Origin of the sequence: Pseudomonas sp. NFACC04-2, assembly GCF_900119265.1 — a bacterium.
GTDB lineage: Bacteria > Pseudomonadota > Gammaproteobacteria > Pseudomonadales > Pseudomonadaceae > Aquipseudomonas > Aquipseudomonas fluorescens_AA.
The window spans coordinates 40,987-67,947 of record NZ_FPJC01000003.1 but is presented as its reverse complement, the minus strand read 5'-3'; the positions used below and the strand labels follow the sequence as shown (position 1 = coordinate 67,947).

Sequence of the window (26,961 nt, the reverse complement as noted above, 5' to 3'; positions counted from 1 at the left end):
CCGGCCTGTCAGAACGGGTAGATCGGCGCGGTATCCTTGACCGTCACCCACTGCCATTGGGTGTATTCGTCCCAATCCGCCGGGCCACCGACGCTGCCGCCATTGCCCGAGGCGCCGCGCCCGCCGAACGGGTTGACGCACTCATCGGCGACGGTCTGGTCATTGATGTGCAACATGCCGCACTGCAACCGCTCCCCGATGGCCATGGCCCGGCCCACGGACGGTGAAATGATCGCCGCCGCCAAACCGTACTCGGTGCGATTGGCCAACTCGATGGCTTCGTCATCGGTGGCGAAGCTGACCACCGTTGCCACCGGCCCGAAGACCTCCTCGTCGAAGGCGCGCATGCCTGGCTTCACACCGCTGAGCACCGTGGCCTGGTAGAACAGCCGATCGTGATCGCCGCCGGCCTCCAGTCGAGCCCCGGCGAGCAAGGTGTCACTGACGATGTCGTGCACCCGTTGCAACTGCCGTTGATTGATCAGTGGCCCCATGGCGGCTTCTTCCCGGGCGGCGTTGCCGAGGGTCATGCCCTGGGCCTTTTCCACCAGTTTGCGGGTCAGCTCGGCGGCGATGGATTCATGGGCGAGGATCAGCCCGGTGGCCATGCAGATCTGCCCTTGGTGCAGCCAGGCGCCCCAGGCCGCGTTCCGGGCCGCGAGGTCGAGATCGGCGTCTTCGAGAATGATCAGTGGGTTCTTGCCGCCCAACTCCAGGGCGACCTTCTTCAGGTTGCGCCCGGCCACTTCAGCGACCTTGCGACCGGCACCGGTGGACCCGGTAAAGGCGATCATCCGCACATTAGGGTCGCGGCACAGCGCCTCCCCGGCATCCGCCGCGCCGGGCAACACTTGCAACAAGCCCTTGGGCAGGCCTGCCACTTCGAACAGCCGGGCGATGAGGAAACCGCCACTCACCGGGGTCTGCGGATCCGGCTTGAGCACCACCGCGTTGCCCGCGGCCAGGGCCGGCGCGACGGAGCGCATGGACAGTACCAGGGGAAAGTTGAAGGGCGAAATCACCCCAACCACGCCATGGGGCTGGCGCCGCGCATAGGACAGGCGCCCTGCCTCGCTGGGCAGGACCACCCCATGGGCCTGGGACAGCAGGCCGGCGGCCTGATGCAACAGCACAATGGCTTCGCGCACTTCATGCTGGCCCTTGAACAGCGCGGCACCGGTCTCCCGGGCCACGTACAGCGCCAGTTCGTCGAAGGACTGCTCAGCCGCGTCGGCGGCCTTGCGGAAAATCGCCGCCCGTTGCCGCGGGCCCAGCGCCGCCCACGCCGGCTGCGCCAGGGCGGCGTCGCGACTGGCCTTGGCAATGTCGGCGGTGTCGGCCATGGCACAGCGCATGAGCCGTTCACCGGTGGCCGGTTCGATGATCGATTGCAGCGGGCCCGAGGCAGGCACCCAGTCACCGTTGAAGACACATTCCGATTCGATCACCTGGGACAGCAGGTGGCTTTTGGGTGCAGACATTTAACACTCCCGGCTCTTTGTTGTTGTCATCGTTTGCCGCACCTGGAAGGTATCGACGCAAACGCCGTGCAAGTGCTTGAGCAAGCGCTGTGCCGATTTTACCCACGGGCCTTGATAAACCTGGTGCAAGGCTCTGGCTCAAGGTTCTTCGCCAGGCATGACGCACAGGGCGCCTCCGCAGACCTGGCCGTTGGCCAGCGGCCGCTTGTTCATTTGATAAAGTTATGCTTAATAACTATCTCGCCAGGTGATCATTTCGATCACCCCGTCATCAGGGGCATAACAATGAATAATCCCCACTGCCAGTTGCCGGATCACCGGATCGCCACCGAACATTTCCATCCACGGGGTGATAGCAACGAGTTGAGCGACAGCAGTTCGCCCACGCCGGCAGAACTCACCGCATGCCTGTTTTTCTCCCCCGACGATGGCCGCATCTGGCTCAACGACCAGCGCATGCTGCTGTTGCACAGTTCCTCCTTCGGTGCGTTGCGCCGGGAAATCATCGAACGCCAGGGGTTGGAGCAGGCCCGAGGCATGCTCACCCGCACCGGTTATTCCTCCGGCGCCCGCGACGCCCGGCTGATTCGCGAACGCTGGCCCCACGCCGACGCCGCGGCGGTGTTTCGCGCCGGCACGCATCTGCATACACTCGAAGGCATGACCAAGGTCGAGCCGCTGCATTTCAAGTTCGACGCCGATTCGGGATTCTATGAGGGGGAGTTTCTCTGGCATCACTCCTGCGAGGCCGACGAACATGTCGCCGCCTATGGCACCGGGCAGGATCCGGTGTGCTGGACCGAGCTGGGCTACGCCATCGGTTTCGTCAGCGGGCTGTTCGGACAACTGGTGGTCTTTCGCGAAGTGGAATGCCGGGGCATGGGCCACGAACGCTGCCGAGTCGTCGGCAAGACCGCTGAACAATGGGGTGACATCGAGCAGGACCTGAATTACCTCAACGCCTCTCCGCCGACCATCGTCGCCCGCGCCGACACGCCATCCGACAGCGTGGCCGGAACCGTCCCGTTGCCGGACAGCGAACAGCCACTGATCGGTGCCAGCGCCGCCTTCAACGCCGCGACCCAGGCTTTGCAACGGGTGGCCTTGACCCCTGCCACCGTGCTGGTCAGCGGCGAATCCGGCGTGGGCAAGGAGATGTTCGCCCGCCAATTGCACCAGCTGAGTCGCCGACGTGAGGGGCCGTTCATCGCCCTCAACTGCGCGGCCATCCCCGACAACCTGATCGAGGCTGAACTGTTCGGCGTCGAGCGCGGGGCCTATACCGGCGCCACTCATTCACGCCCCGGTCGTTTCGAGCGCGCCCACGGCGGCACGCTATTCCTGGATGAAATCACCTGCCTGAGCCTGGCCGGGCAAAGCAAGTTGCTGCGTGCCTTGCAGGAGCGGGAAGTCGAACGGGTCGGCGGTGGCCACGGCATCAAGGTCGACGTACGGGTCGTGGCAGCCACCAACATCGACCTGCGCAAGGCCGTGGCGGACGGCGCATTCCGTGAAGACCTGTTCTACCGGCTCAACGTCTACCCCATCGCCCTGCCACCTTTGCGCGAACGCCGCGATGACATACCGTTGCTGATCAACGCCTTTCTCACGCGCTTTTGCCAGGAATACGGCCGCACGCCGATGGGCCTGACCATGCGCGCCTTGAAGGTGCTGTTGCGCTATGACTTTCCGGGCAACGTGCGGGAATTGCAGAACCTCATCGAACGGGGCCTGATCGCCAGCGAAGAAGGCCAGGCCATTGACCTGGTCCACCTGTTTCGCAATGAGCAATTGCCGGTGGACGCCTACTCGGTGGACCATCTCGGCGGCCTCTCGCCGATGGGCCTGGCCGCCCACGATGCCGGGGAAAAACCGGCGCTGCTCCAGTCCCTCAGCCAACTGGACGCGGACTTCTCCATTGACGGCCTGGAATCACGCCTGATCAACGAAGCCCTGCAACTGAGCAACGGCAACCTTGCGGCGGCCGCACGCTCGTTGGGGCTGAGCCGGGCGCAGTTCGCGTATCGATTGAAGAAGCATCAAAAAGGTGCCCCAGACTAAACACCGAACCTGGGAGATGCTGCAAAGGTAGGTCTTGGGCCCGCATCGCGACCCAGCGGGAGCAAGCTCCCTCGCCACGGGTGTGTGGACGGCCTTAAGTGAACGACATTACCTGTGGGAGCGAGCTTGCTCGCGATGGCGGTGGGTCGGCCGCATTGAAGTTGAATGTGCCGTCGTCATCGCGAGCAAGCTCGGCTCCCACAGGGGTTACCGGGTGGCGGCTCCGTCAAACAGGGCAAAAGCGCCCCGCCGATACTCGCTGGGGGTCTGGTTCATCTCGATGCGGAAATGCCGGTTGAAATTGGACAGGTTGTTATAGCCCACTTCAAAACAGATGTCGGTCACCGGCATCTCACTCTGCAACAGCAAACGGCAGGCGCGCTGGACCCGCAGCTTGCGCATCAAGTCGATGAAACCGTGCCCGGTGATGCGCTTGAAGAACCGCGAGAAGCCCGGCTCGCTCATGTCCAGTTGACGGGCGATCACCGACAGGCGCAGGTCGCCGGTGAGTTCGGCGTGCAGGTACTCGAACGCTTTGTGAATGCGCTCGGAACTGCGCGCATCGAGGGTCGGCGCATAGCAAGGGCTCGCCAGGCTCAGGGCCTCGTCGCCGGGAGCTTGATTGAGGGTGTGGAGCAGTTCCAGGAACAACGTCAATCGCGCCAGCCCTTGGGCCGGACCGATGGCCTCCAGCAGGTGCGCGGCCTGCCCTGCCGTATTGCCAGCGAAGGCCAGGCCACGTCGGGCGCGTTCGAACAGCCCCTGCAGGTCCCCCAGTTCAGGCAGGGTGCGACGCAAGGCCAGCAGCGTGGCGCCGTCGAATTGCAACACCACGTCGCGCCCGGCCAAGTGCTCCTCCGGCGCCAGGTCGCCCATCCAATCGTGGGGCAAGTCCGGACCAATCATCGCCACATGGCCTGGGCCGAACGGGCCAATATAATCCCCCGCCAACAGTTTGCCGCTGCCCTGGCGGATCAAGTGGATTTCAAATTCAGGATGATGGTTCCAGCGCGCCAACGGGTACGGGTAGTCGTGCTCGTACCAGCGAAAACTGTGTTCGGGCTCGGGCAGGATGACTTCCAGTTCGGCCGGTCGCAGCTCGAACAGGGGCGTTCTGTGATCAGGCATGTCGCGCCTCTTTTATCGTTATACCGGGCACCTTACGCCGAGTGCGCAGCGCTTCGCCAGCCTCGGCCTGCCCGCCCACCGATACTTTTTTAACCCGGACAGGAGACACCAGCACAAGTTAAAAAAGTACCACCTCACCATCCTGCGCGGATTTGTCGGTTTTCAACGGCACTGCTGTAATCGGTCTGCCATCGCCATTTGATGATTACGAAGCTGATTACCCTCTGATGCCATTGCAGCAAGGACCAAGCCCCATGAAACGACTGGAAGGAAAAAGTGCCCTGGTGACCGGCGCCGCCCGGGGTATCGGCAGGGCGTTTGCCCAGGCCTACATCGAAGAAGGCGCCACGGTGGCGATTGCCGACATCGACCTTGAGCGCGCCCAAGCCACCGCCGCCGAATTGGGCGACAGCGCCTACGCGGTCAAAACGGACGTGACCGATCAAGCTTCCATCGACCAGGCCATCGCGGCCGTGGTGGCCCGGGCGGGCAAGCTGGATATCCTGATCAACAACGCCGCGCTGTTCGATCTGGCGCCCATCGTGGACATCACCCGCCAAAGCTACGAGCGGCTGTTTTCCATCAACGTCGCCGGCACGCTGTTCACGCTACAGGCGGCGGCGCGGCAGATGATCCTCCAGGGCCATGGCGGACGGATCATCAACATGGCCAGCCAGGCCGGCCGGCGGGGCGAGGCCCTGGTGGCGGCCTATTGCGCCACCAAGGCGGCGGTGATCAGCCTGACCCAGTCCGCCGGGCTGGATCTGATCAAGCATCGGATCAACGTCAACGCCATCGCCCCCGGCGTGGTGGACGGCGAGCATTGGGATGGCGTGGACGCGCTGTTCGCCCGCCACGAAAACCTGCCGCAGGGAGAAAAAAAGCGCCAGGTCGGGCAACAGGTGCCCTATGGCCGGATGGGCACTGCGCAGGACCTCACCGGAATGGCGATTTTCCTGGCCTCGGCGGAGAGCGAATACGTGGTGGCGCAGACGTACAACGTCGACGGCGGTAACTGGATGAGCTAATAATCCGGGTTTTTATGGCCTTGAAACGACGGAAATGGACCTATTCGCTTGAAAATTGATCCCACTACTTGAGGATTGTCCCGAACGGTACCCAACGGTGCCGTTCCTAGGGATTTCAAGAGAGCGTGAATACCGTTGCCCCAGCGGGGCAAAAATTGCGCATCATAGGCGCCGTCCGCTCAAGGGAGATTTACATGCGTGCCATTTCATCCGTCATGGGTCTTGTCGTGCTGTCGCTGGGCCTGGTCTTCGCTACCAGCGCCACGGCCACCGAAGAGACGCAACTGGTCGAGTCCATCAACCTTTATCGCAGCCAATCCCAAAGCTGTGCCGGCCAGGCCTCGCTGGAGTTGCCGCCGCTGGCCATGGACTCCCGGCTGATCCTGTCGGCCAGTGGCATCGGCGACCTGCAACAGGCGCTGGCGCGGGCGGCCTATCCCATGGTCAACGTACAAGCCATCAGCCTGTCCGGGCCGCGCGATGCGCAATCGGCCATGAAAGCCGTGCAGGAAAGCTTCTGCCAGGTGGTGCTCGACCCGCAGTTCGTCGACATCGGCGTCAGCCGCCTGGATCGCGAATGGCGCATCGTGCTAGCGCGCCCGTTGTTGTCGGCGCGCCTGGGTGATTGGCAAGCCGAAGGCCAGAAACTGCTGAAGCTGATCAACAGCGCCCGCGCCCAACCACGTCGCTGCGGCACCGAAGCCTTCGCCGCCACCACGCCGCTGGCCTGGAACGCCACCTTGGCCCTGGCCGCCGTCACTCACACCCGGGCCATGGCCAACAACAATTTCTTCGACCACAAGGACCGCGACAACCGCACGCCGGGCGACCGCGCCGAACTGGCGGGCTATCTGGGCCAATTGATCGGCGAGAACATCGCCGCCGGACAAGACACCGCGCTCAAGGTCGTGGACGGCTGGCTGGCCAGTCCGGGGCATTGCGCCAACCTGATGAACCCGCAGTTCCGCGAATTGGGCGCCGGGTATGCGACCGATCCGAAAAGCGATGCCGGGATTTATTGGACGGCGATGTTTGGCACCCAGTAGCACCGGCACCGGCGCCATCGCGAGCAAGCTCGCTCCCACAGGGCTCAGTGCCTCAATAGGGGAACGAGCCTGCTCGCGATTCAATGCCCCCCGAAGATCAACGACCGATGCACGCCTGAGCCCGCCCTCACCCCGTCTCCCACCGACAGCGCCACCGAACCGAAGGGCATGGCCGCGTCGCCACAGGCGAACACCCCTGGCACGCTGGTTTCCCGGGTCATGTCGCTCTGGATGAACGCCCCCATCGGCCCGTCCTCGAACTTACAACCCAGGGATTCGGCCAACGGACTGGCGACGCGGGTGCGAGGCAGGACAAACAGGCCATCGATGCTCACCACTCGACCATCGGCCAGCACCACGTCGGCCCGGTCGCCTTCGATGCGCTCGACGTGCTCGGGCACCAGCGTGACCCCGCGTCGTTCCAGGCTGGCGCGCTGCTCAGGGTCGGGCTCGAACACGCCGCGGGTGAAGAACGTGGTCGGGCCCCAGTCCGGAAGCATCAGCGCATGATGCAAGGACATTTCCGAGGTCGCCAGCACGCCGATGGGCCCTTGCTCCAGCTCATAGCCATGGCAATACGGACAATGAAACACGCTCTTGCCCCAGCGCTGCGCCAGCCCTTCCACGTCGGGCAGCTCATCGATCACACCGGTGGCCAGTAGCAGCCGACGGGCATCGAAACGCTGCCCGTCGCTCGTTGCCAGAGTAAAGCCGTCCGCCATCCGGCTGGCGCTGATCGCGGTGTCCGATACCCATTCCACGGTCGGATAGGCCATCAGTTGGCGGCGCGCATCCTCGGTGATGTCCCCGGGAGCCCGCCCATCCTGGCCGAGAAAGCCATGGGAGCTGGCAGCGAAGCGATTGCGACGCTGGCCGGCATCGATCACCAATACCTTGCGCCGGGCACGCGCCAGTTGCAGGGCTGCGGACAAACCGGCGTAGCTGCCGCCTACGATGATGACGTCATGGCGCATGATCATTCTCCAAGAAAGATTTCGATGGGTGCGGCAAAGTCACGACACATCGTAAGTTTCTTGAAAAGGGTCTGTCAACGATCTCGTAACTTTTGCAATTACAGGCGATACTCACACCCGCCTCCGCCACGGAATACCGCAACGATCATGAGAACCGACACCCGCCTGTCCCGCATGCTGCATGTGCTGATCCACATGGACCGCCACCAGCAATCCGCCACCTCCGATACCATTGCGCAGATGCTCGGCACCAACCCGGTGGTGGTGCGTCGGACCATGGCCTTGCTCAAGGAAAAAGGCTATGTCACGTCGGAAAAAGGCCATCGCGGCGGCTGGACCTTGAGCAAGCCGCTGTCGGAGATGACGTTACTCGATATCCACCAGGCCTTGGGCAGCACGTCGATCTTCGCCATCGGCCTGTCCACCGATCATCCGCAATGCCTGGTGGAGCAAGCGGTGAACGCGGCGTTGACGGATGCGTTCGATGAGGCCCAGGCGTTGCTGCTCAAGCGTTTGGGGGCGATTAGCCTGGCGCAGTTGGCGGAGGATTTTGATGTGCGGTTTCGACAGGTTTGCGCAGAGGACGGGGCTAACCTTTCGCGGATGGGGCATTGATGTTGGTGGGTGTAGCGCTATCGCGAGCAAGCTCGCTCCCACAGGGTTAACCGGACCAAAAAAAACGCCGCTCGATGAGCGGCGTTTTTGTACCTCACCAGACAATGTCCGGCTTACAGCGCCATGTCAGCCGCTGGGTTGGCTTCACGGGCAGCGGCCGGCTTGGCCGGTGCCGCAGGGGCGCCTGGTTTGCCGATGGCCGGTGGCGGGTCCAGTTGCAGGACCTCGCTGGTGTAGGCCCATTCCTGGGCGACACGCTCTGGGCTGTCGTTGAGCTTGGTGCCGTAGCTCGGCACGATCTGACGCAGTTTTTCCTGCCAGGCCGGGCTGGCGACCTTGTCCTTGAAGACCTTCTCAAGCACAGTCAGCATGATCGGTGCAGCGGTCGAGGCGCCAGGCGAAGCACCCAGCAGGCCGGCGATGCTGCCGTCCTGGGAGGCAACCACTTCGGTGCCGAGTTTCAGGACGCCGCCCTTCTCTTCGTCACGCTTGATGATCTGCACGCGCTGGCCGGCCTGCCACAGGCGCCAGTCTTCCTGCTTGGCCTCCGGGAAGTACTCTTTCAGGGCGTTGAAGCGATCTTCATCCGACAGCATCAGCTGGCCGGCCAGGTATTCGACCAGTGGATACTGTTCGATACCGACCTTGGTCATCGGCCACATGTTGTGGGTGGTGGTACTGGTCAGCAGGTCGAAGTACGAGCCGTTCTTCAGGAACTTGGTGGAGAACGTTGCGAACGGGCCAAACAGGATCACGCGCTTGCCATCGAGCACACGGGTATCCAGGTGTGGAACCGACATCGGCGGTGCGCCCACCGAAGCCTTGCCATACGCCTTCGCCAGGTGCAGTTGGGCAACGGTCGGGTTTTCGGTGACCAGGAACGAACCACCCACCGGGAAACCTGCGTATTCACGGGCTTCCGGGATGTCTGACTTCTGCAGCAGGTGCAATGCACCGCCACCGGCGCCGATGAACACGAACTTGGCGTCGGTCTCGGTTTCGGTACCGTCTTTCAGGTTCTTGTACGAAACGCGCCAGGTGCCGTCTTCGTTGCGGGTGATGTCTTCCACTTCGCTGGACAGCTTGAGGGAGAAGTTCGGCTTGGTTTGCAGGTAAGCCGCGAATTGACGGGTGATTTCGCCGAAGTTCACGTCAGTACCCAGGGGACTCCAGGTGGCCGCGACTTTCTGGCTCGGGTCACGCCCTTGCATCATCAGCGGAACCCACTTGCTGATCTGCTCGCGATCTTCGGAATACTGCATGCCGGCGAACAACGGGCTGGCCTGGAGGGCTTCGTAGCGCTTCTTCAGGAACGCGATGTTCTCGTCGCCCCACAAAAAGCTCATGTGCGGCGTGGAGTTGATGAACGAGCGCGGGTTTTTCAGCACACCGCTCTTGACCTGCCAGGACCAGAACTGGCGGGAGATCTGGAAGGCTTCGTTGATTTCGATGGCCTTGGAGATATCGACCTTGCCGTTCTTGTCTTCCGGCGTGTAGTTCAGTTCAGCCAGCGCAGAGTGACCGGTACCGGCATTGTTCCAGCCGTTGGAGCTCTCTTCGGCAACACCGTCCAGGCGCTCGACCATTTCCATGGTCCAGCCCGGCTCCAGCTCATTGAGCCAGACGCCGAGTGTCGAGCTCATGATGCCCCCACCGATGAGCAAGACATCCACTTTTTTTGGCTCGGCGGCGTGCGTGGTCGCAAGACCCATCGCCATCGCCAGGCCCAGTAGCGCCGTGTGTGTTTTCTTCAACATGTGTGTATCCCTAGGATGGAACGCCATTCCGCCCTCCGGTCCTGATCAAGGATAGACCACATCCACGGCCAGCAAAGCCAGGGGGATGGGATCGAGACGGACTGGAGGATGGACCTACAGGGCCGAGCAGATTCGTCGGCCTCTCGTTTATGTCTCTCCGGCGCTGACTTCTTGTAGGTCTTGGCTTCAGCTGGGTGAGGGACGCGGTAAACGGTGCTCATCGGGCTTGGCGTGGCCGTGCCCGATTGTCGCAGCGGGGGGGAGTTTACATAAGGAAATAAACAGACCGAAGCGCATTTTTACATTCTTGGCAAAAACGCCGACCAAATGACGGCATTTTAATGGCCCTCGCGACGGATTCGTGTAGAGCTGTCGAGTGTAACGAGGCTGCGATCTTGCCCTGGCCGCTTGAGTCCTAAGCGGATGAATTAAAGCATCGCAGCCTCGCTGCACTCGACAGCTCCTACAGAGTATCTACAACACAAACCTATCCGAGCATCTGACTCAACACCGCCCGCAACTTGCCAGGCTTGACCGGTTTGTTGAGTAGCGGTGCATCCAGCTTGCGCAAGGCGCGGCGGCACTGGTCGCTGCGGTCGGCGGTGATGATCACCGCCGGAATCGTCTGGTGGAAATGCTCGCGCAGGTGCTTGACCACTTCGCAACCCACGACCCCATGATCCAGGTGGAAATCCGCCAGGATCAGCTCCGGCGCCCGGCCTTGCAGCACATCAAGGGCGCCCGCCTCGTCGGTGGCGGTCAACACGTCGCAGCCCCATTGCCCCAACAGCGCGGCCATGCTTTGCAGGATGCTCAGCTCATTGTCGATCACCAACAAGCGCCGCCCAGGCAGCGGGTTCCCGGCGACCGCCTGTACCGGGGCCTGCGACACGGGCAGTGGTTTTTCACTGGACAGCGGCACCTCGATACTGAATACCGAGCCCCGTCCCGGCCGCGAACGCACCTGCACCCGGTAGCCGAGAATATGGGCGATGCGTTCGACGATCGCCAATCCCAGGCCCACGCCTTTGCGATCCGCCGCCCGGCCGACGTCCAGTTGGTTGAATTCGAGGAAAATCGATTCCAGGCAATCGGCGGCGATCCCCCGCCCCGTGTCCCAGACTTCCAGGCTCAAGTGCCCTCCCCGGCGCCGGGCCGCCAGGAGAATGCCGCCCCGGTCGGTGTAGCGGAAGGCGTTGCTCAGCAGGTTGCGCAGGATACGACTGATCAATCGCAGGTCGGTCAGCACCGCTTCGTCCCCAAACCGTACTCGCAGCTCCAACCCGGCGGCACCGGCCACCGATTGAAACTCCGACACCAGCGGTCCCAGCAACTCATCCAGCCGATATGGCGCCAGGTCGGGTTTGACGGCGGCCTGATCCAGCCGGGAAATGTCCAGCAGGTCGGTGAGCAGGTCTTCGGCGCCTTCAAGCGCCTGGTGGGTGCGTTCGACCAGCACATGCTCGGCGGCAGGCAGTTCGCGTTCACGCAACGTAGAGATCAGCAAGCGAGCCGCGTTGAGTGGCTGCAACAGGTCATGGCTGGCGGCGGCCAGGTATTTGTCCTTGCTGCGGTTGGCGGCTTGGGCGACATCCCGGGCATCGCGCAATTGCTGCTCTACCCGTTCGCGCTGGGCAATCTGCTGCTGCAGGTTGTGGTTGGCCTCCAACAGCGCATCGGTGCGCTCGGCCACCCGCTGCTCCAGTTGGTCGTTGAGCTGTTGCAGGTGTTGCCGGGCCTGTTCCAGCTCGTCGAGGCGCGCCGTCAGTTCCGGATAATGACTCTTGCGCGTCGAGTGATTGCCCAGCCCCAGCAGTCCCTCCAAGGCTTTTTGCAGCTCGTCAGAGTGCTTCGCCATAGACGACCTCGACATCCCGCTGGCTCGACTCCCGAGGATTGGTGAGGATGCATGGGTCGTGCATCGCATGTTGCGACAGGAACGGGATGTCCGAGGTGCTCACGCCGTGCAGGCCCAGGGTCTCGTGGAAGCCGATGGTGTGCTTGAGGGCAATAAGGTGCTCCACCAGCCGGGTGCGGATCTGCCGGTGATTGAGCCCCCGGCAATCGATGCCCAGGGTCTCGGCAATCACCTTGAAACGCTCCGGTGCCGAGTTGTAGTTGAACGCTACCACGTGCTCCACCAATACCGCGTTGCACAGGCCATGGGGCAAATCGAGGAACCCGCCCAGGCTGTGGGACATCGCGTGCACGGCCCCGAGGATCGCGTTGGAGAACGCGAGCCCGGCCTGCATGCTGCCCAGCATGATTTTTTCCCGCAGGGCGATGTCCGCCGGATTGGCGATCATCTGCACCAGGTTGCCATTGATCAGGCGCATGGCTTCCAGGGCATGGGGGTCGGTCAATGGGCCGTGACCGGTGGACACGAACGCCTCGATGGCATGCACCAGCGCATCGATGCCGGTACAGGCGGACAGGAACGGGTCCATGCTCAGGGTGGTTTCCGGGTCGATCAGCGACACGTCCGGTACCGCCGCCTTGCTGACGATGGAGAATTTCATGCGTTCTTGCTGGTTGGAGATGATCACGAATTGCGACACGTCAGCCGACGTCCCCGCCGTGGTGGGTATCAGGATCAGCGGCGGGCTGGGCACGTTCAGGGTGTCGACGCCTTCGAACTCGAGGATATTGCGACCGTGGGCAACGACAATGCCGATGCCTTTGCCGCAATCCATCGGGCTACCACCGCCCACCGCGACGATGACATCGCAATGGTTTTCCCGGTAAAGGTCGGCCCCGAGCATCACTTCCTCGACCCGCGGATTGGGCGAGACCGCGCTGTAGATGCAGTAATCGATACCTTGGGCCTGGAGACTGGCTTCGACGTCGGCCACCCAACCGGCAGCGATGACTCCGGGATCGGTGACGATCAGCACTTTGCGTGCCCCGAAGGTCTTGGCGTAGTTGCCGACATTGTGCCGACAACCGGCACCGAACATGATTTCAGGAGAAACGAACTTGCGCAGCGGGCTGAGGCTCATCTTTTCAGTTACGTGGCTCATCGGTAAGCCTGTTGTTATTGTCAGGGGATACCTTGAGCCTAAAGCATCCCGCTGTGAATGCAATCAGACCAATGGGTAGCCCGGCCTGAATGTCCCAGGCCGGGCCGGCACTCATCGGTTGGCGAAGTACATCGTCACTTCAAAGCCGATACGCAGGTCGGTGTACGCGGGTTTAGTCCACATGGGTCTTTCCTCTTCTTGTACCGGGCCATTCCGGCAAGGTCATTAATGCACGCCACGCCTGGGGTTCGAATGCTACTTTCGAAGCGGTGGATGGGGTGCGTTGGTATGGGAGTGGATGACATGCCACTACATACCCCTTGTGGGAGCGAGCTTGCTCGCGATGAGGTCGGGGCATTCAACACTGATGTTGACTGATCGGCCGCTATCGCGAGCAAGCTCGCTCCCACAGGATGTAGTGCTGTGTTATCGGGTTAGAAGAACCCCAACGGATTGATGTCGTAGCTCACCAGCAGGTTCTTGGTCTGCTGATAGTGGTCGAGCATCATCTTGTGGGTTTCACGCCCCACGCCGGACTTCTTGTAGCCACCGAACGCGGCGTGGGCCGGGTACAAGTGGTAGCAGTTGGTCCACACACGACCGGCCTTGATCGCCCGGCCCATGCGGTAGGCGCGGTTGATGTCGCGGGTCCACAGGCCGGCGCCCAAGCCAAATTCGGTGTCGTTGGCGATGGCCAGGGCTTCGGCTTCGTCCTTGAAGGTGGTGACGCCCACCACCGGGCCGAAGATTTCTTCCTGGAACACGCGCATTTTGTTGTGGCCCTTGAGCAGGGTCGGCTGGATGTAGTAACCGCTCGACAAGTCCCCTTCCAGGTGCTCGGCCGCACCGCCGGTGAGCAATTCGGCACCCTCTTCCCGAGCAATTTCCAGGTACGAAAGAATCTTGTCGTACTGCTGCTGGGAGGCTTGGGCGCCGACCATGGTGTCGGTGTCCAACGGATTACCGCGCTTGATCTTGGCGATTTTCTTCATGACTTCGGCCATGAACGGTACGTAGATCGACTCCTGTACCAGCGCCCGGGATGGGCAGGTGCAGACTTCGCCTTGGTTGAAGAACGCCAGCACCAGGCCTTCAGCGGCTTTTTCGATAAACGCTGGCTCAGCCTGCATGATGTCTTCGAAGAAGATGTTCGGCGACTTGCCGCCCAGCTCCACGGTGGACGGGATGATGTTCTCGGCGGCGCATTTCATGATGTGCGAGCCGATCGGGGTGGAACCGGTGAAGGCGATCTTGGCGATGCGCTTGCTGGTGGCCAGGGCTTCACCGGCTTCGCGGCCAAAACCATGGACGATATTCAGCACGCCAGGTGGCAGCAGGTCGGCGATCAGTTCGATGAACACAGTGATCGACAGCGGTGTCTGCTCCGCCGGCTTGAGCACGACGCAGTTACCGGCGGCCAGGGCCGGGGCGAGTTTCCAGGCAGCCATCAGCAGCGGGAAGTTCCACGGGATGATCTGCCCGACCACACCCAGCGGCTCGTGGAAATGATAGGCCGTGGTCAGTTCGTTGATCTCCGCAGCCCCACCTTCTTGGGCACGGATGCAACCAGCGAAGTAACGGAAATGGTCAGCCGACAGCGGCACGTCGGCATTGAGGGTTTCGCGTACAGCCTTGCCGTTGTCCCAGGTTTCTGCAACGGCGAGGGCTTCCAAGTGCTGCTCGATGCGGTCGGCGATTTTCAGCAGCACCAGGGAACGGTCCTGCACCGAGGTCTTGCCCCAGGCGTCGGCGGCAGCATGGGCGGCATCCAGGGCCTTGTCGATATCCGCGGCGTTGGAGCGCGGGAATTCGGCAATGACTTCGCCATTGACCGGGGACGTGTTGGTGAAGTACTCGCCGTTGACCGGTGCGACGAATTCGCCGCCAATGAAATTGCCATAGCGCGGCTTGAAGGAAACGACGGCGCCTGGGGTTCCGGGTTGTGCATAGATCATGATGGGCCTCTGCCTGGTCGATGCCTGTCACGGGACAGGCGATAGGCCGATGGTAGAGAGCCCCGCCGGCCGGACGAATGCGTCGTTGGCAGGGGGGACTCTCGTTATTTGGTCGTAGGTTTTGCTGCGATCCGAAGATGAACCGGGCTTTTTTGTGGGAGCGAGCTGGCTCGCGATGAGGTCGGCACCTCCAGCATGGAGGGTGGCTGATCGACCGCTATCGCGTGCCAGCTGGCTCCCACAGGTTCGCTATTTGCCAAGGTTGGCTCAGCGCTTGGCGACAAGCTCTTTGGGCAACTTGAAGGTCCAGAGCATGCCGCCCTGGTTGAAGTCCTTCACACGCTTGGCCACTTCGCCGCCCCACAGCGGCACCGCGCCGCCCCAGCCGGAAACCACGGAGACATATTGCTCGCCGTCCATTTCCCAGGTGATGGGCGAACCGAGCACGCCGGAGCCGGTCTGGAATTCCCAGACCTTTTCCCCGGTCTTGGCGTTGAAGGCCTGCAGGAAACCTTCAGGCGTGCCGGTGAACACCAGGTTGCCCTTGGTGGTCAGTACTCCGCCCCACAGCGGCGCGAAGTTCTTGTGGCGCCAGACTTCCTTGCCGGTCTTTGGATCGATGGCCCGCAGCACGCCGATGTAATCTTCGTTCAGCGGCTTGATGGTGAAGCCAGCGCCGAGGAACGCCGCGCCTTTCTTGTAGGCGATGCCTTCGTTCCAGATGTCCATGCCCCACTCGTTGGACGGCACGTAGAACAGGCCAGTGTCCTGGTTGTAGGCCATGGGCATCCAGTTTTTCGCGCCAAGGAAGGCCGGCGCCACGAACACCGAACTGCCCTTGGCTTCGCTGCCCGGCGCACCCGGACGGCTGGCCTCGTTGTAGATCGGCCGTCCGTCCTTGTCCAGGCCGGTGGCCCAGGTGATCTTGTCGACAAACGGGAAGCCGCGGATGAATTTGCCGTTGGTGCGGTCGAGCACGTAGAAGAAGCCGTTACGGTCGGCGGTGGCCGCCGCCTTGATGTCCTTGCCGCCTTCCTTGTAGTTGAACGAGATCAGTTCGTTGACGCCGTCATAGTCCCAGCCGTCGTGCGGCGTGCTCTGGAAGTGCCATTTGATGGTGCCGTCGTCCGGGTTCAGGGCCAGACGCGAGGAGGAATAGAGGTTGTCGCCAGGACGCAGGTGGGAGTTCCAGGGCGCCGGGTTACCGGTGCCGAACAGCAACAGGTTGGTTTCCGGGTCGTAGTAACCGCCCAGCCAGGGTGCGGCACCGCCGGTTTTCCAGAGATCGCCCGGCCAGGTCTTGCCCGCCTCGCCGCCGGAGATACCGTTCTCGACCGCCTTGCCATCCTTGTAGACGTAGCCCATGTGACCTTCCACGGTCGGACGGGTCCACAGCAGTTCGCCATTCTTCGGGTCGTAGGCGCTGATCTGGCCCACCACGCCGAACTCGCCACCGGCCACGCCAGTGATCAGCTTGCCGTTGACGATCAGCGGAGCGGCACTGATGGAATAACCTTCCTTGTGGTCGGCGACCTTCTTGCTCCAGACCACCTTGCCGGTGTCCTTGTTCAATGCCACCAGCTTGGCGTCGAGGGTGCCGAAGAACACCAGGTCCCCATACAAGGCCACGCCGCGGTTGATCACGTCGCAGCAAGGACGGATGTCATCGGGCAAGCGAGCGTCGTACTGCCACAGTTTCTTACCGGTGCGCGCATCCACGGCAAACACCCGCGAATAGGAACCGGTGAGGTACATCACCCCGTCCTTGATCATCGGCTGAGCCTGCTGGCCGCGCTGCTTTTCACCGCCGAAGGAAAACGCCCAGACCGGACGCAGATCCTTGACGTTGCTGACGTTGAGCGTGTCGAGGGGGCTGTAGCGCTGGCCCTGGACGCCCAGGCCATTGGTCACAATCTGCTCGGGGTTCTTTGGATCCTGGAGAATTTCCTGATCGGTCACGGCTGCAAGGGCCGAACCGGACAGCAGCATGGCACTGAGCAGCAGGCTCACGGCGAAGGGTTGGCGACGTGCGGGATGACTCATGACGGCTACCTCTGCGGTTATTGTTATACCCGGGAAATTTTCCCGGTCTGCCACTGATTCTTGGGCTCAGGGCCGCTGCCAACAATTGCCCGCTGTGTTGAGTTTTCTAGTTCCTTGGTACATGTGGGGCCGTTGCCTGTGTCCACAATTCCTGCGACGGGCCCATTTGTGGCGAGGGGATTTATCCCCGTTGGGGCGCGAAGCGGTCCTTTATCTTCTGCTGACGATCAGGGTGACTGGACTGGCTCATGGGACTGCTGCGCAGCCCAGCGGGGATAAATCCCCTCGCCACAGGGGTGTGTCTTCAGCCTGGGTCATGGGCATCCATCCGCTTCATGACAGCCCGCTCATAGCGCGGATAGAGATGACTGACACTACGAATCAACTCATACCGACTCAGGCTGATCCCGGCGAAGCGCTCGGGGATGGGGCTGCGGATCATCTCGGCCATGTCGTCGCCCCGGGCCGCGCCGTCGCGCATCAGTTGGTCGAGCCAGCCCAGGTAATCGCGCATCTGCGCAAAGGGTCGGGCGTCAGCCGCCACGGGGCCATGACCGGGCACGATCTGCTTCCAGGGCAAGGTCTGCAGGATGTCCAGGTCTTTGAGCCAGACCTCCAGCCCCGGGCTGTTAGGGGTGGTCAGGGCCCGTTCGTAGAACACCAGGTCGCCGGCGAACAACACGCCGGTGGTTTCGTCGAGGATTGCCAGGTCGGCCCCGGTATGCCCGGCCAGTTGCAACAGTCGCAAGGTGTGATTGCCCACCTTGAGCACACCGGGCGTCAACACTTGGGTGGGCAGCACCACCTCGGTGCCGCGCATCCAGTCGCCCACCAGGCGGTACATGTTTTCCGCCATGGCATCGCCCTGCTGCCGCAGCAACTCCGTGGTCCCCGCCAAGGCACCGATGGGCACTTCACTGAACGCCTGGTTGCCCAACACATGGTCGGGGTGATGATGAGTCAGCATGACCTGGACGACCGGCTTATCGGTGGTCGCCGCAATGGCTTGGCGCAGCGCCTCGCCGTAGCGCTTCGACGGCCCGGTGTCGATCACCACCACCCCGGCATCGGTGACGATGAAGCCGGTGTTGACGATGTTGCCGCCGTTGGCCTTGGCAAAGTTCTCGGTGCTGCCTTCCAGCAGCCAGGTGCCTTCGGCAATCTGCCGGGGCTTGAGTGAATAATCGGTGGCGGACCATGCCGGCAGGCACAGGCCAAGACAGATCAGTAACAGCCAGCGCATGGCGCGTTCCTTCTGGTCAGGGAATGGCCGCCTCGAACGCGTTGCCGCTGTTGTCGCGCAGCACTAGGCGGGTCTGTCCCGAGCCTTGGATATCGAAGCCCAGGTTGGGGTTTTCGCTGACCGCCGGGAACAGCTCCAGGCGCGCTAGCAGCTTGCCGTCGGCGTCCAACAGTTGCGCCTGGTTGATGAAGAATTCCGGGATGCCGCTCACCAGGCCGTTGTCCATGGGGTGGGCAATTTGCAGGCGCAAGCGACTCGAATCCCCTCGCGGGTAACGACCACCCAGCACCTCGCCCAGATGCTCCTCCCAACCCGGCTGGGTGCGCACCACGCTGGGCGCGGTACAGCCACCACCCGCCGCGTCGATCAGGGTCGAACCGACGTGCCAGCGGCCATCGCGGGTCTGTACGGCGGCCCGCAACGGCGTGGCTTGTTCGATGCGAATACGGATCGACAACCAGGGCAGCACCCGCTCCCCCGGTTGGAAGTCGACGATTTTCGGCAACGGATTCAGCTCGGCCCAGGCCAGCACCCGCACGACGTCGCCGGCAAAGGCCCGGGCATCGATTTCCAGTGGTACCTGGCGCGCGTCTTCGGCAAAGGGAGGCGCCAGCAGCCGTACCCGCTCGTCGAACACGAACGGCGCGTCCCCCAACAACTGCTTGTGATAAAAGGCCCACATCACCGACGGCACCGGATCCTTTCCTGACTCGACCGCCATCGCCAGCCACGGCAGGCACCACAACAGCAGGCCATACGCTCGCCAGTTCATCCCTGCGCTCCTATTGGTACATCTCGGGCACTTCGTAACGCAGGCCGTAATGGGCGTAGACAGCCTTGACGCTGCCGTCGCGGATCAAACCTTCCAGTGCCTCTTCCACCGCATAGGCCAATTGACGGTTGCTTTCATGCACCGCCATGCCGATTTCCCAGCGTTGCTTGCCCATGTTCGGATAGGCATTCTCCGCCAGTGCCAATTGCGGATCAGCCGCCTCATGCACTTGCCAGTCGATTTCCCCGCGCATGGCCATGACGGCGTCGACCTCCCCGGCTTGCATGGCCCCGAAGGCTTTGGCGACGCTGGGGTAATGGCGGGTCTTGGCACTGAGCATGCCGTTGAACACCGAGGTCAGGTAGAACGACGGCACGCTGTCGACTTCCACCCCGATGGGGTGTTGCTGGAACACCGCGACGCTGCCCACCGAATCCAGCCGGCGGCGGTCATACGCCACCTGCCAGCACTCCTGCTGATAAGGCCCGAACATCACCACCTGGGCGTTTTCCAGCTCACCGATGTCGTTGCGCTTTTGCACGTAGTCGTGATCGTACGGCACACGCATCATCAAGTCGGCCAGTTGTCGATCATGCAGCGGGCTGCTGCGCCAGATGTAATCCCGCAGATCGTCATCGAGCTTCTCGCCGGGCGGTGCCCACATCAGCGTCAGACGCACACCCAGGGCCTTCGCCAAGGCCTGGGCCAGTTCGACGTCGACGCCCCTGGGCTGGCCCTGGTCTTCGAAGCTGTAAGGGGCGAAGTCCTTGTAGACCGCCACCTTCAGTTCCCCGGCGGCAATCATCTGGTCGTAGCTGCGCACCTGGGCCTGAACCGCCTGGGCACCTAGCAACACGCAGCAGATTACCCAGGTGAACCAGCGCATGGCGATCACTCCTCGACGTGCACGCTGTCAAGATAGGTGCGCACCGCCCACAAGGCTTCCTGGCTCAGGTAATCGGCCATTTTCGGCATGTAGACCCGACCGTCGCGCACCGCGCCGTGGCGCACGCGCTCGACAAACCATTCGTCTCCGGCTTCGGCGGCGTCCAACATGCGCAGGTCGGGGGCGATCCCGCCGGACTTGGCTTCCAGGCCATGGCAGGCCGCGCAGTTCTGGTTGTAGGCCGAGGCGCCGATTTCCACGGCTTTTTCACGCTCGGGAGAATTGCGATACGGGTTCTGGGCAGCCCACCCATCAGCGTCCAATGGCAAGTTGCTGTCCTTGATCGGGGTCAGCCCCTTGGTTTCCACTGCCTGGGGCACTACGTTGCCATGGGCCCACGCGGAGCCTGCGCCGGTCAGCCCCATCAGTAATGCGGTAACGATGATGGCGTTGCGTTTTGTTGTCATTGTTATGCCCTCTGGATTGCACGCAAGACCTCTTGGCAGAGGCCGTGCCGTCATCTTAGGAACCCTGGGGCGCCAGCCGAATGCTGCTTTGGTGGCCGGGGTGTAGTTCCTTGGTAGCAGGCCATCCGACGCAAGTCGCAAAGACAGGCGGTTCGGGAAGTCTTCCCGGCAAGGGCGGGACTTTTTCCGTATCGGCCAGGCACCGGCGCGACCCAACCTAGTCAGGCCAAAACCTTCACTGGGAACTGCCACCATGAGAATAAAAACGCTACCCGCCCTCTCCGCCCTGACTGTTGCCTTGCTGCTGGCCGGCAGTCTGTCGCTGAGCCCCTTGGCCAATGCCGCGACGCCAGGGGTCAGTTGGGAAGACATTGCCAACGACCACCTGACCACCCAGGACGTGCTGCAATACGGCATGGGCACCAACGCCCAACGCTGGAGCCCGCTGGCCCAAGTCAACGACAAGAACGTCTTCAAGCTCACCCCGGCCTGGTCCTACTCGTTCGGTGACGAGAAGCAGCGCGGCCAGGAGTCCCAGGCCATCGTCAGCGACGGCGTGGTCTACGTCACCGGTTCCTATTCGCGGGTATTCGCCCTCGACGCCAGGACCGGCAAGCGCCTGTGGACTTACAACCACCGGCTGCCGGACAACATTCGCCCATGCTGCGATGTGGTCAACCGCGGCGCAGCGATCTATGGCGACAAGATCTACTTCGGCACCCTGGACGCACGCGTGGTCGCCCTGGATAAAAACACCGGCAAGGTGATGTGGAACAAGAAGTTCGGCGACCACGCCGGCGGCTACACCATGACCGGCGCCCCGGTGCTGATCAAAGACAAGACCAGTGGCAAGGTGCTGCTGATCCACGGCAGTTCCGGCGACGAATTCGGTGTGGTCGGGCAGTTGTTCGCCCGCGACCCGGACACCGGCGAAGAAGTCTGGATGCGCCCGTTCGTCGAAGGCCACATGGGCCGCCTCAACGGCAAGGACAGTACCCCGACCGGCGACGTCAAGGCGCCCTCCTGGCCCGACGACAAGACCACTGAAACCGGCAAGGTCGAAGCCTGGAGTCATGGCGGCGGCGCACCTTGGCAGAGCGCCAGTTTCGACGCCGAGACCAACACCATCATCGTCGGCGCGGGCAACCCCGGCCCTTGGAACACCTGGGCGCGCACGGCCAAGGACGGCAATCCCCACGACTACGACAGCCTCTACACCTCGGGCCAGGTCGGTGTCGACCCAAGCACGGGCGAGGTGAAGTGGTTCTACCAACACACGCCCAACGACGCCTGGGACTTCTCCGGCAACAACGAGCTGGTGCTGTTCGACTACAAGGACAAGGACGGCAAGGTGGTCAAGGCCACCGCCCACGCCGACCGCAACGGTTTCTTCTACGTAGTGGACCGCAACAACGGCAAGCTGCAGAACGCCTTCCCCTTCGTCGATAACATCACCTGGGCCAGCCACATCGACCTGAAGACCGGCCGCCCGGTGGAGAATCCCGGCCAGCGCCCAGCCAAGCCACTGCCCGGCGAAACCAAGGGCAAGCCGGTGGAAGTCTCGCCTCCGTTCCTCGGCGGCAAGAACTGGAACCCCATGGCCTACAGCCAGGACACCGGCCTGTTTTACGTCCCCGGCAACCAGTGGAAAGAGGAATACTGGACCGAAGAGGTGAACTACAAGAAAGGCTCGGCCTACCTCGGCATGGGCTTTCGTATCAAGCGCATGTATGACGATCACGTCGGCAGCCTGCGGGCGATGAACCCCACCACCGGCAAGGTGGTGTGGGAGCACAAGGAAGCGCTGCCGCTATGGGCCGGCGTGCTGGCGACCAAGGGCAACCTGGTGTTCACCGGCACTGGCGACGGATTCTTCAAGGCCTTTGATGCGAAAACCGGTAAGGAGCTGTGGAAGTTCCAGACCGGCAGCGGCATCGTCTCCCCGCCCATCACCTGGGAACAGGACGGCGAGCAGTACATCGGCGTGACCGTCGGCTACGGCGGCGCCGTACCGTTGTGGGGTGGCGACATGGCCGAACTGACCAAGCCCGTAGCCCAGGGTGGCTCGTTCTGGGTGTTCAAGATTCCGAGTTGGGACAAGGCAACCGCGCAGAAATAGCCCGATCCCACCTGAATCCTGATCGATACAACAATCCCCTGTGGGAGCGAGCTTGCTCGCGATGGCGCCGCGTCAGTCAACATCAATGCCGGCTGAACCACCGCCATCGCGAGCAAGCTCGCACCCACAATTGCCTGAGTTCATGTCATGAGATGCTTGTCATTGCTGCTCCTGTTCGTTGGCGCCTTTGCCAACGCCGACGACCTCGACACCCCGCTCACCCTCAACGGCTGCGTCATCGCCGAAGCCAGTCAATGCCCCGGCGCCAACCTGCGTGGCGCAAAACTGGCGAACCAGGACCTGCGCAAAATGAACCTCAGCGGTGCCGACCTGCGTGATGCCGATCTGCGGCACGCGCGGCTGGACCTGGCCAACCTAGAGAAAGCTCAGCTGCAGGGCGCCAACCTGACCCGCGCCAGCCTGCAACAAAGCAACCTGCGCCTGGCGGACTTCAGCGGCGCCACGCTCAAGGCGATCCAGGGCTGGGGGCTGTTCGCCCAGGGGGCGCAATTCCAGCGTGCCGACCTGAGCGCCGCCTACCTTCAGTTCGCTCGCTTGTCCGGCGCGCGGCTGCAGGGTGCTAACCTGCAGGCCGCTGACCTGGAGATGGCCTGGCTGAGCAAGGCCGACCTCAAGGGCGCCGACCTGCGCGACGCCAACCTGCAGGAGGCCAAGCTCGGCGAAAGCAACCTGGAACAGGCCAACCTGAGCGATTCTCGCCAGCACTATGGAAATTTCCAGGATGCGAACATGGAAGGCTGCACCGGCTGCCCGACTTCTTGGGATCAGTAAGGATTGCCACAGAACCCTGTGGCGAGGGGATAAATCCCCTCACCACCGTTGACCATCGCAGTGGAACCTGGGATTCACCCCGCTACCCGCACCACCCCCATATCAATCCCCAAGTGCACCAGCTCGGCATGGGAGCTGACCTGCAACTTGCTCTTGAGCAACGTCAGGTGGTTGGACACGGTCTTGGCGCTGATGCACAGCTGTTCGGCGATGGTGCGGGCGGGAGTGCCCTTGGCGAGCATGACGAAGATCTCCAACTCCCGCTGGGTCATGCATTGCAGGCGCGGGTCGACATCCTGCCGGGAGCTGGCGCAGGCCAGTTGCGTGGCCAGGGACTGTTCGATGTAGGCATGGCCGGCCAGCACTCGGCGTACCGCTTCCACCAGCACCTGGGGCGCCGAGTTCTTGGTCAGGTAGCCTGCGGCGCCGGCGTCCAATGCCTGGCGCACCAGCGGCAGCTCGTCGTGCATGCTGAAGAACAACACCCGCAATTGCGGCAGGCGCTGGCGCAACCGGCGGGTGGTTTCCAGACCACTGATACCAGGCAGGCCGAAGTCCATGATTACCAGGTGAGGCACCTGCTCCTGCACCTGGCTCAGCGCCTCTTCACCGGTGGCCGCTTCGCGGACCTGCAGGTCCGGCATCAGCACCCGCAACAGGCTGGCGTAGCCCTGCCGAACCACCGCATGGTCATCCACCAACAAAATGTTCATCACGCCTCCAGAGCAATATTCAAGGCCAGCGCCCAACCGGCGCCAGGCTGGCTGATGATGCGCAACTCCCCGCCCAGACTGCGCGCCCGTTCGGACATCGAGTGCAAGCCCACACCGGCGTGCGGTGGTTGCGTCGCACCGCGGCCGTTGTCGCGCACCAGCAAGCGCAGGCGCCCGGCGCGATGTTGCAAGCGAATCCGTACCTGCGTGGCACCGGCATGCCGGGCAACGTTGGTGAGTGCTTCCTGTAGCAAGCGATACAGGTGAGTCTTGTCCGATCCGGACATGGGCGGCAATGCTTCGTCGATCCGCAGCTGACAGGCGATGCCCTGGCTGGCCTGCCATTGCCCGGCCAATAGCCCGATGGCCTCGCATAACGGCAGGTGCTGCAACACCACCGGGTACAAGTCATGCACCAGCGCCCGGAAACCCTGTTGCAAATGCTCGCAATGGTCTTCGAGCTGGCTGACGGTCTGCTCCAGCGCCCGCGGTTGATCCATCACCAGGCGCAACAGGCAGGCGCGGGCACGAATGCCAGCCACGTATTGGCCCAGGTCGTCGTGCAGGGTCTGGGCCAGCCGGGTGCGCTCCTGCTCCTGCACGGCCAGCAAGGCCTGGGTGAGTCGGGCGTTATCGGCCTGGGCCTCGGCCAGGGCGGCGGTCATGCTATTGAAATGCCCCGCCAGTTGCTGCGCTTCCGGAACACCTTCAGTGCCCAGGCGCACCTGCAGGTTTCCGGCAGACACCTGACACAGAGCCTGCAGCAATTCATCGAGCAACCCCATGCCCCGGCGTACCGCCCAGCGAATCACCAACAGGCTGAGCGACAGCGCCAAGGCGCAGACGTACAACAGTTGCACCAACGAATCGAGAATCTCGTCGATCTCATCCCGCGGATCGACGGCAATCCAGGCCCGCCGACCGTCGGGCAACTCCACCACCTGGGCCGCGGGGCCGTCGTCCAGTAGCTGGCGGCCGAGCCAAGCTTTCATCCCGTCTTCGTCCGCAGGGAACCGTTCCCCTGGGGCCAGCCAACGGACCCGCACATGACGCAGGCTGCCGGTCAACCGCGGCTGAAGACTGGCCGGATCGCGCTCGGCGGTTTCACGCAGGTAATGCACCACCGACTCGGCCGATTGCAATTCTCGCTTCACATCGGCCATGGCCTGGTGCAACAGCAAGACGGCACAGGCCAGGGTGACCAGGGCGAAGAAGGCTGACACCCAGAGGTTGATGCGCCAGAGGGCTGACATGGCTAGTGTTCCATGGCCGGGATGAACTCACATTCCCAGCGCCGAAAACAAACCCCCTGTGGGAGCGGGCTTGCTCGCGAAAGCAATGGACCAGATTGCATCGTTGTAGACTGTACTGCCGTCTTCGCGAGCAAGCCCGCTCCCACAGGAGGCCCCGGTTGTTTACAGGTTTTGTGTCCATTACACATTCCTTGTTTTCCAGGCAGCCGATCAACCCCGATCAAACTCAGGATCAGCAGAAACGGCAACAGCAGGGCTTTGAAAATCCGCACAGTCTGTCCACTCCTGGTCGATGACGATTGCCTGCATCCTAAAACCCCGGCTTCCGAGGCGAGTTACTACCTTGGTACTGCCCCGGCGGTACTTTCTGCATATTTCCCCTGGGCCATAGCCTTCCTATGCTGGCGCTACCCGCAATGGAGGACGTCATGCGCCGGCTCGTCAGTTACGCCCTGGTTTTTCTGCTGGCAGCGGCGACCGCTCACGCGGGCGACGCCACGCCGCTGCAAGTGCGCATCGGCTACCTGGGTTATCACCCCGACCCGGGGCCGCTGCTGTCCAACGTCATTGCCGAACCGGCCGATGCCGGGTTGCGCGGCGCTGAGCTGGCGATCGTCGACAGCAACAGCACCGGGCGTTTTCTCCAGCACGACTATCGCCTGGAAAGCGCCAGCGTCGACAGTCCCGAAGCCCTGCTCCAGGCTGCCCGCGCCCAACACGACCAAGGCCTGCGGCTGTTCGTGGTCAATGCACCAGCCACCAGCCTGCGCGATCTCAGCGCCGCCCTGCCCGACAGCCTGCTGTTCAACGCCGGCAGCCCCGACGACAGCCTGCGCACCACCGATTGCCTGGGCAACGTGCTGCACAGCCTGCCCGACCGCGCCATGCTCGCCGATGCCCTGGTGCAGTTCAGCGTGGTGCGCAAATGGCAGCAGGCCCTGCTGATCGTTGGCCAGACGCCCGAGGACCAGGCCTATGCCGCCGCATTGCGCCGGGCCATGAAACGCTTCGGCATGAAGATCGTCGCCGAGAAGGCCTGGCAGTTCGACAACGACCAGCGCCGCAGCGCCCAGGCCGACATGCCGCTGTTCACCCAGACCGCCGAGTACGACGTGGTGCTGGTGGCCGACGAGCGCGGCGACTTCGGCGAATACTTGCCCTACCAGACCTGGTACCCACGCCCGGTGGCCGGCACCCAAGGGCTGACGCCCACCGGCTGGCACAAGACCGTGGAAACCTACGGCGCGGCACAGTTGCAAAAACGCTTCGAAGCCCTGGCCGGACGCTGGATGAACGACCGTGACTTCGCCGCCTGGATCGCCGTGCGCAGCATCGCCAGCGCGGTGAGCAAACTGCGTCAGGCCGACCCGTTCGCCATCCGCCAACTGGCCCTCAGCGACCAATTGCCCCTGGACGGTTTCAAGGGCCGCAAGCTCAGCTACCGGCCGTGGAACGGCCAACTGCGCCAACCGATTCCCCTGGTCCAGCCCCGGGCGCTGGTCAGCACCTCGCCCCAGGACGGCTTTCTGCACCCCTCCAATGAAATGGACAGCCTGGGCTATGACCGGCCCGAAGTGAGCTGCCGTTACCCCTGATCGATAACAACAA

The 26,961-nt window shown here is 62.9% G+C and carries 22 protein-coding genes; 7 read left to right on the top strand and 15 right to left on the bottom strand.

Going from position 1 to position 26,961, the window contains the following annotated elements; all coding sequences use genetic code 11:
* Positions 1-8 precede the first annotated feature (8 nt).
* Positions 9-1,481, bottom strand: coding sequence for a benzaldehyde dehydrogenase (locus BT125_RS04880; RefSeq protein ID WP_072405439.1), 1,473 nt, complete (start codon positions 1,479-1,481; stop codon positions 9-11).
* Positions 1,482-1,766: 285 nt separating this feature from the next.
* On the opposite strand from BT125_RS04880, the gene BT125_RS04875 reads away from it, so the two are divergent.
* On the top strand, positions 1,767-3,542 hold the full coding sequence (locus BT125_RS04875) for a sigma-54-dependent Fis family transcriptional regulator (RefSeq protein WP_072405438.1): 1,776 nt from the start codon (positions 1,767-1,769) through the stop codon (positions 3,540-3,542).
* Between the two features lie 207 nt (positions 3,543-3,749).
* Here BT125_RS04875 and BT125_RS04870 read toward each other — a convergent pair whose 3' ends face one another.
* A complete protein-coding gene (locus BT125_RS04870) occupies positions 3,750-4,670 on the bottom strand; it encodes an AraC family transcriptional regulator (RefSeq protein ID WP_072405437.1) in 921 nt (306 codons plus the stop codon).
* Between the two features lie 254 nt (positions 4,671-4,924).
* Here BT125_RS04870 and BT125_RS04865 point away from each other — a divergent pair, with 254 nt between their 5' ends.
* Together BT125_RS04865 and BT125_RS04860 are read left to right on the top strand one after the other, a co-directional pair.
* Positions 4,925-5,698, top strand: a complete 774-nt coding sequence (locus BT125_RS04865) for an L-iditol 2-dehydrogenase (RefSeq protein ID WP_072405436.1) — start codon at positions 4,925-4,927, stop codon at positions 5,696-5,698.
* A gap of 194 nt (positions 5,699-5,892) precedes the next feature.
* The gene (locus BT125_RS04860; RefSeq protein WP_072405435.1) at positions 5,893-6,744 is read left to right on the top strand and encodes a CAP domain-containing protein; all 852 of its coding nucleotides are present in this window, start codon (positions 5,893-5,895) and stop codon (positions 6,742-6,744) included.
* 80 nt (positions 6,745-6,824) lie between these two features.
* On the opposite strand, the gene BT125_RS04855 is transcribed toward BT125_RS04860, so the two are convergent.
* The gene (locus BT125_RS04855) at positions 6,825-7,718 is read right to left on the bottom strand and encodes an NAD(P)/FAD-dependent oxidoreductase (RefSeq protein WP_072405434.1); all 894 of its coding nucleotides are present in this window, start codon (positions 7,716-7,718) and stop codon (positions 6,825-6,827) included.
* Positions 7,719-7,865: 147 nt separating this feature from the next.
* Between BT125_RS04855 and BT125_RS04850 the strand changes: the two genes are divergently transcribed.
* On the top strand, positions 7,866-8,333 hold the full coding sequence (locus BT125_RS04850) for an Rrf2 family transcriptional regulator (protein ID WP_072405433.1): 468 nt from the start codon (positions 7,866-7,868) through the stop codon (positions 8,331-8,333).
* 113 nt (positions 8,334-8,446) lie between these two features.
* Here BT125_RS04850 and mqo read toward each other — a convergent pair whose 3' ends face one another.
* The 10 genes from mqo to pedF all read right to left on the bottom strand — a co-directional run bounded on the left by mqo (position 8,447) and on the right by pedF (position 20,476).
* A complete protein-coding gene (gene mqo, locus BT125_RS04845; protein ID WP_072405432.1) occupies positions 8,447-10,090 on the bottom strand; it encodes a malate dehydrogenase (quinone) in 1,644 nt (547 codons plus the stop codon).
* 487 nt (positions 10,091-10,577) lie between these two features.
* Entirely contained in the window at positions 10,578-11,948 is a 1,371-nt protein-coding gene (locus tag BT125_RS04840) for a hybrid sensor histidine kinase/response regulator (RefSeq protein ID WP_072405431.1), read from the bottom strand.
* Positions 11,932-13,089 carry an alcohol dehydrogenase-like regulatory protein ErcA gene (gene ercA / locus BT125_RS04835; protein WP_092200644.1) on the bottom strand — a complete coding sequence of 386 codons (1,158 nt, stop codon included), beginning with the start codon at positions 13,087-13,089 and terminating at the stop codon, positions 11,932-11,934. The genes BT125_RS04840 and ercA overlap by 17 nt, the downstream gene beginning before the upstream one ends.
* Before the next feature lie 132 nt (positions 13,090-13,221).
* Positions 13,222-13,293 carry a pyrroloquinoline quinone precursor peptide PqqA gene (gene pqqA, locus BT125_RS04830; protein ID WP_003243383.1) on the bottom strand — a complete coding sequence of 24 codons (72 nt, stop codon included), beginning with the start codon at positions 13,291-13,293 and terminating at the stop codon, positions 13,222-13,224.
* Between the two features lie 251 nt (positions 13,294-13,544).
* A complete protein-coding gene (locus BT125_RS04825; RefSeq protein WP_072405429.1) occupies positions 13,545-15,065 on the bottom strand; it encodes an acetaldehyde dehydrogenase ExaC in 1,521 nt (506 codons plus the stop codon).
* A gap of 267 nt (positions 15,066-15,332) precedes the next feature.
* Positions 15,333-17,108, bottom strand: coding sequence for a PQQ-dependent methanol/ethanol family dehydrogenase (locus tag BT125_RS04820; RefSeq protein WP_072405428.1), 1,776 nt, complete (start codon positions 17,106-17,108; stop codon positions 15,333-15,335).
* Between the two features lie 304 nt (positions 17,109-17,412).
* Positions 17,413-18,351 carry a quinoprotein relay system zinc metallohydrolase 1 gene (locus tag BT125_RS04815; protein ID WP_072405427.1) on the bottom strand — a complete coding sequence of 313 codons (939 nt, stop codon included), beginning with the start codon at positions 18,349-18,351 and terminating at the stop codon, positions 17,413-17,415.
* A gap of 16 nt (positions 18,352-18,367) precedes the next feature.
* Complete coding sequence (locus BT125_RS04810; RefSeq protein ID WP_072405426.1) at positions 18,368-19,123, bottom strand: quinoprotein dehydrogenase-associated SoxYZ-like carrier; 756 nt, start codon at positions 19,121-19,123, stop codon at positions 18,368-18,370.
* 10 nt (positions 19,124-19,133) lie between these two features.
* Positions 19,134-20,009, bottom strand: coding sequence for a substrate-binding periplasmic protein (locus tag BT125_RS04805; protein ID WP_072405425.1), 876 nt, complete (start codon positions 20,007-20,009; stop codon positions 19,134-19,136).
* Between the two features lie 5 nt (positions 20,010-20,014).
* Positions 20,015-20,476, bottom strand: coding sequence for a cytochrome c-550 PedF (gene pedF, locus BT125_RS04800; RefSeq protein ID WP_072405424.1), 462 nt, complete (start codon positions 20,474-20,476; stop codon positions 20,015-20,017).
* A gap of 253 nt (positions 20,477-20,729) precedes the next feature.
* Here pedF and exaA point away from each other — a divergent pair, with 253 nt between their 5' ends.
* Entirely contained in the window at positions 20,730-22,595 is a 1,866-nt protein-coding gene (gene exaA, locus BT125_RS04795) for a quinoprotein ethanol dehydrogenase (RefSeq protein ID WP_072405423.1), read from the top strand.
* Positions 22,596-22,742: 147 nt separating this feature from the next.
* Positions 22,743-23,387 carry a pentapeptide repeat-containing protein gene (locus BT125_RS04790; RefSeq protein WP_072405422.1) on the top strand — a complete coding sequence of 215 codons (645 nt, stop codon included), beginning with the start codon at positions 22,743-22,745 and terminating at the stop codon, positions 23,385-23,387.
* A 74-nt stretch (positions 23,388-23,461) separates the two neighbouring features.
* On the opposite strand, the gene BT125_RS04785 is transcribed toward BT125_RS04790, so the two are convergent.
* Positions 23,462-24,100 carry a response regulator gene (locus tag BT125_RS04785; protein ID WP_072405421.1) on the bottom strand — a complete coding sequence of 213 codons (639 nt, stop codon included), beginning with the start codon at positions 24,098-24,100 and terminating at the stop codon, positions 23,462-23,464.
* Entirely contained in the window at positions 24,100-25,353 is a 1,254-nt protein-coding gene (locus BT125_RS04780; RefSeq protein WP_072405420.1) for a HAMP domain-containing sensor histidine kinase, read from the bottom strand. Before BT125_RS04780 ends, BT125_RS04785 begins: the two co-directional genes overlap by 1 nt.
* Before the next feature lie 428 nt (positions 25,354-25,781).
* Here BT125_RS04780 and BT125_RS04770 point away from each other — a divergent pair, with 428 nt between their 5' ends.
* Positions 25,782-26,948 (top strand): ABC transporter substrate-binding protein, encoded by a 1,167-nt coding sequence (locus BT125_RS04770; RefSeq protein ID WP_072405418.1) that lies wholly within the window; start codon positions 25,782-25,784, stop codon positions 26,946-26,948.
* Positions 26,949-26,961: the final 13 nt, after the last annotated feature.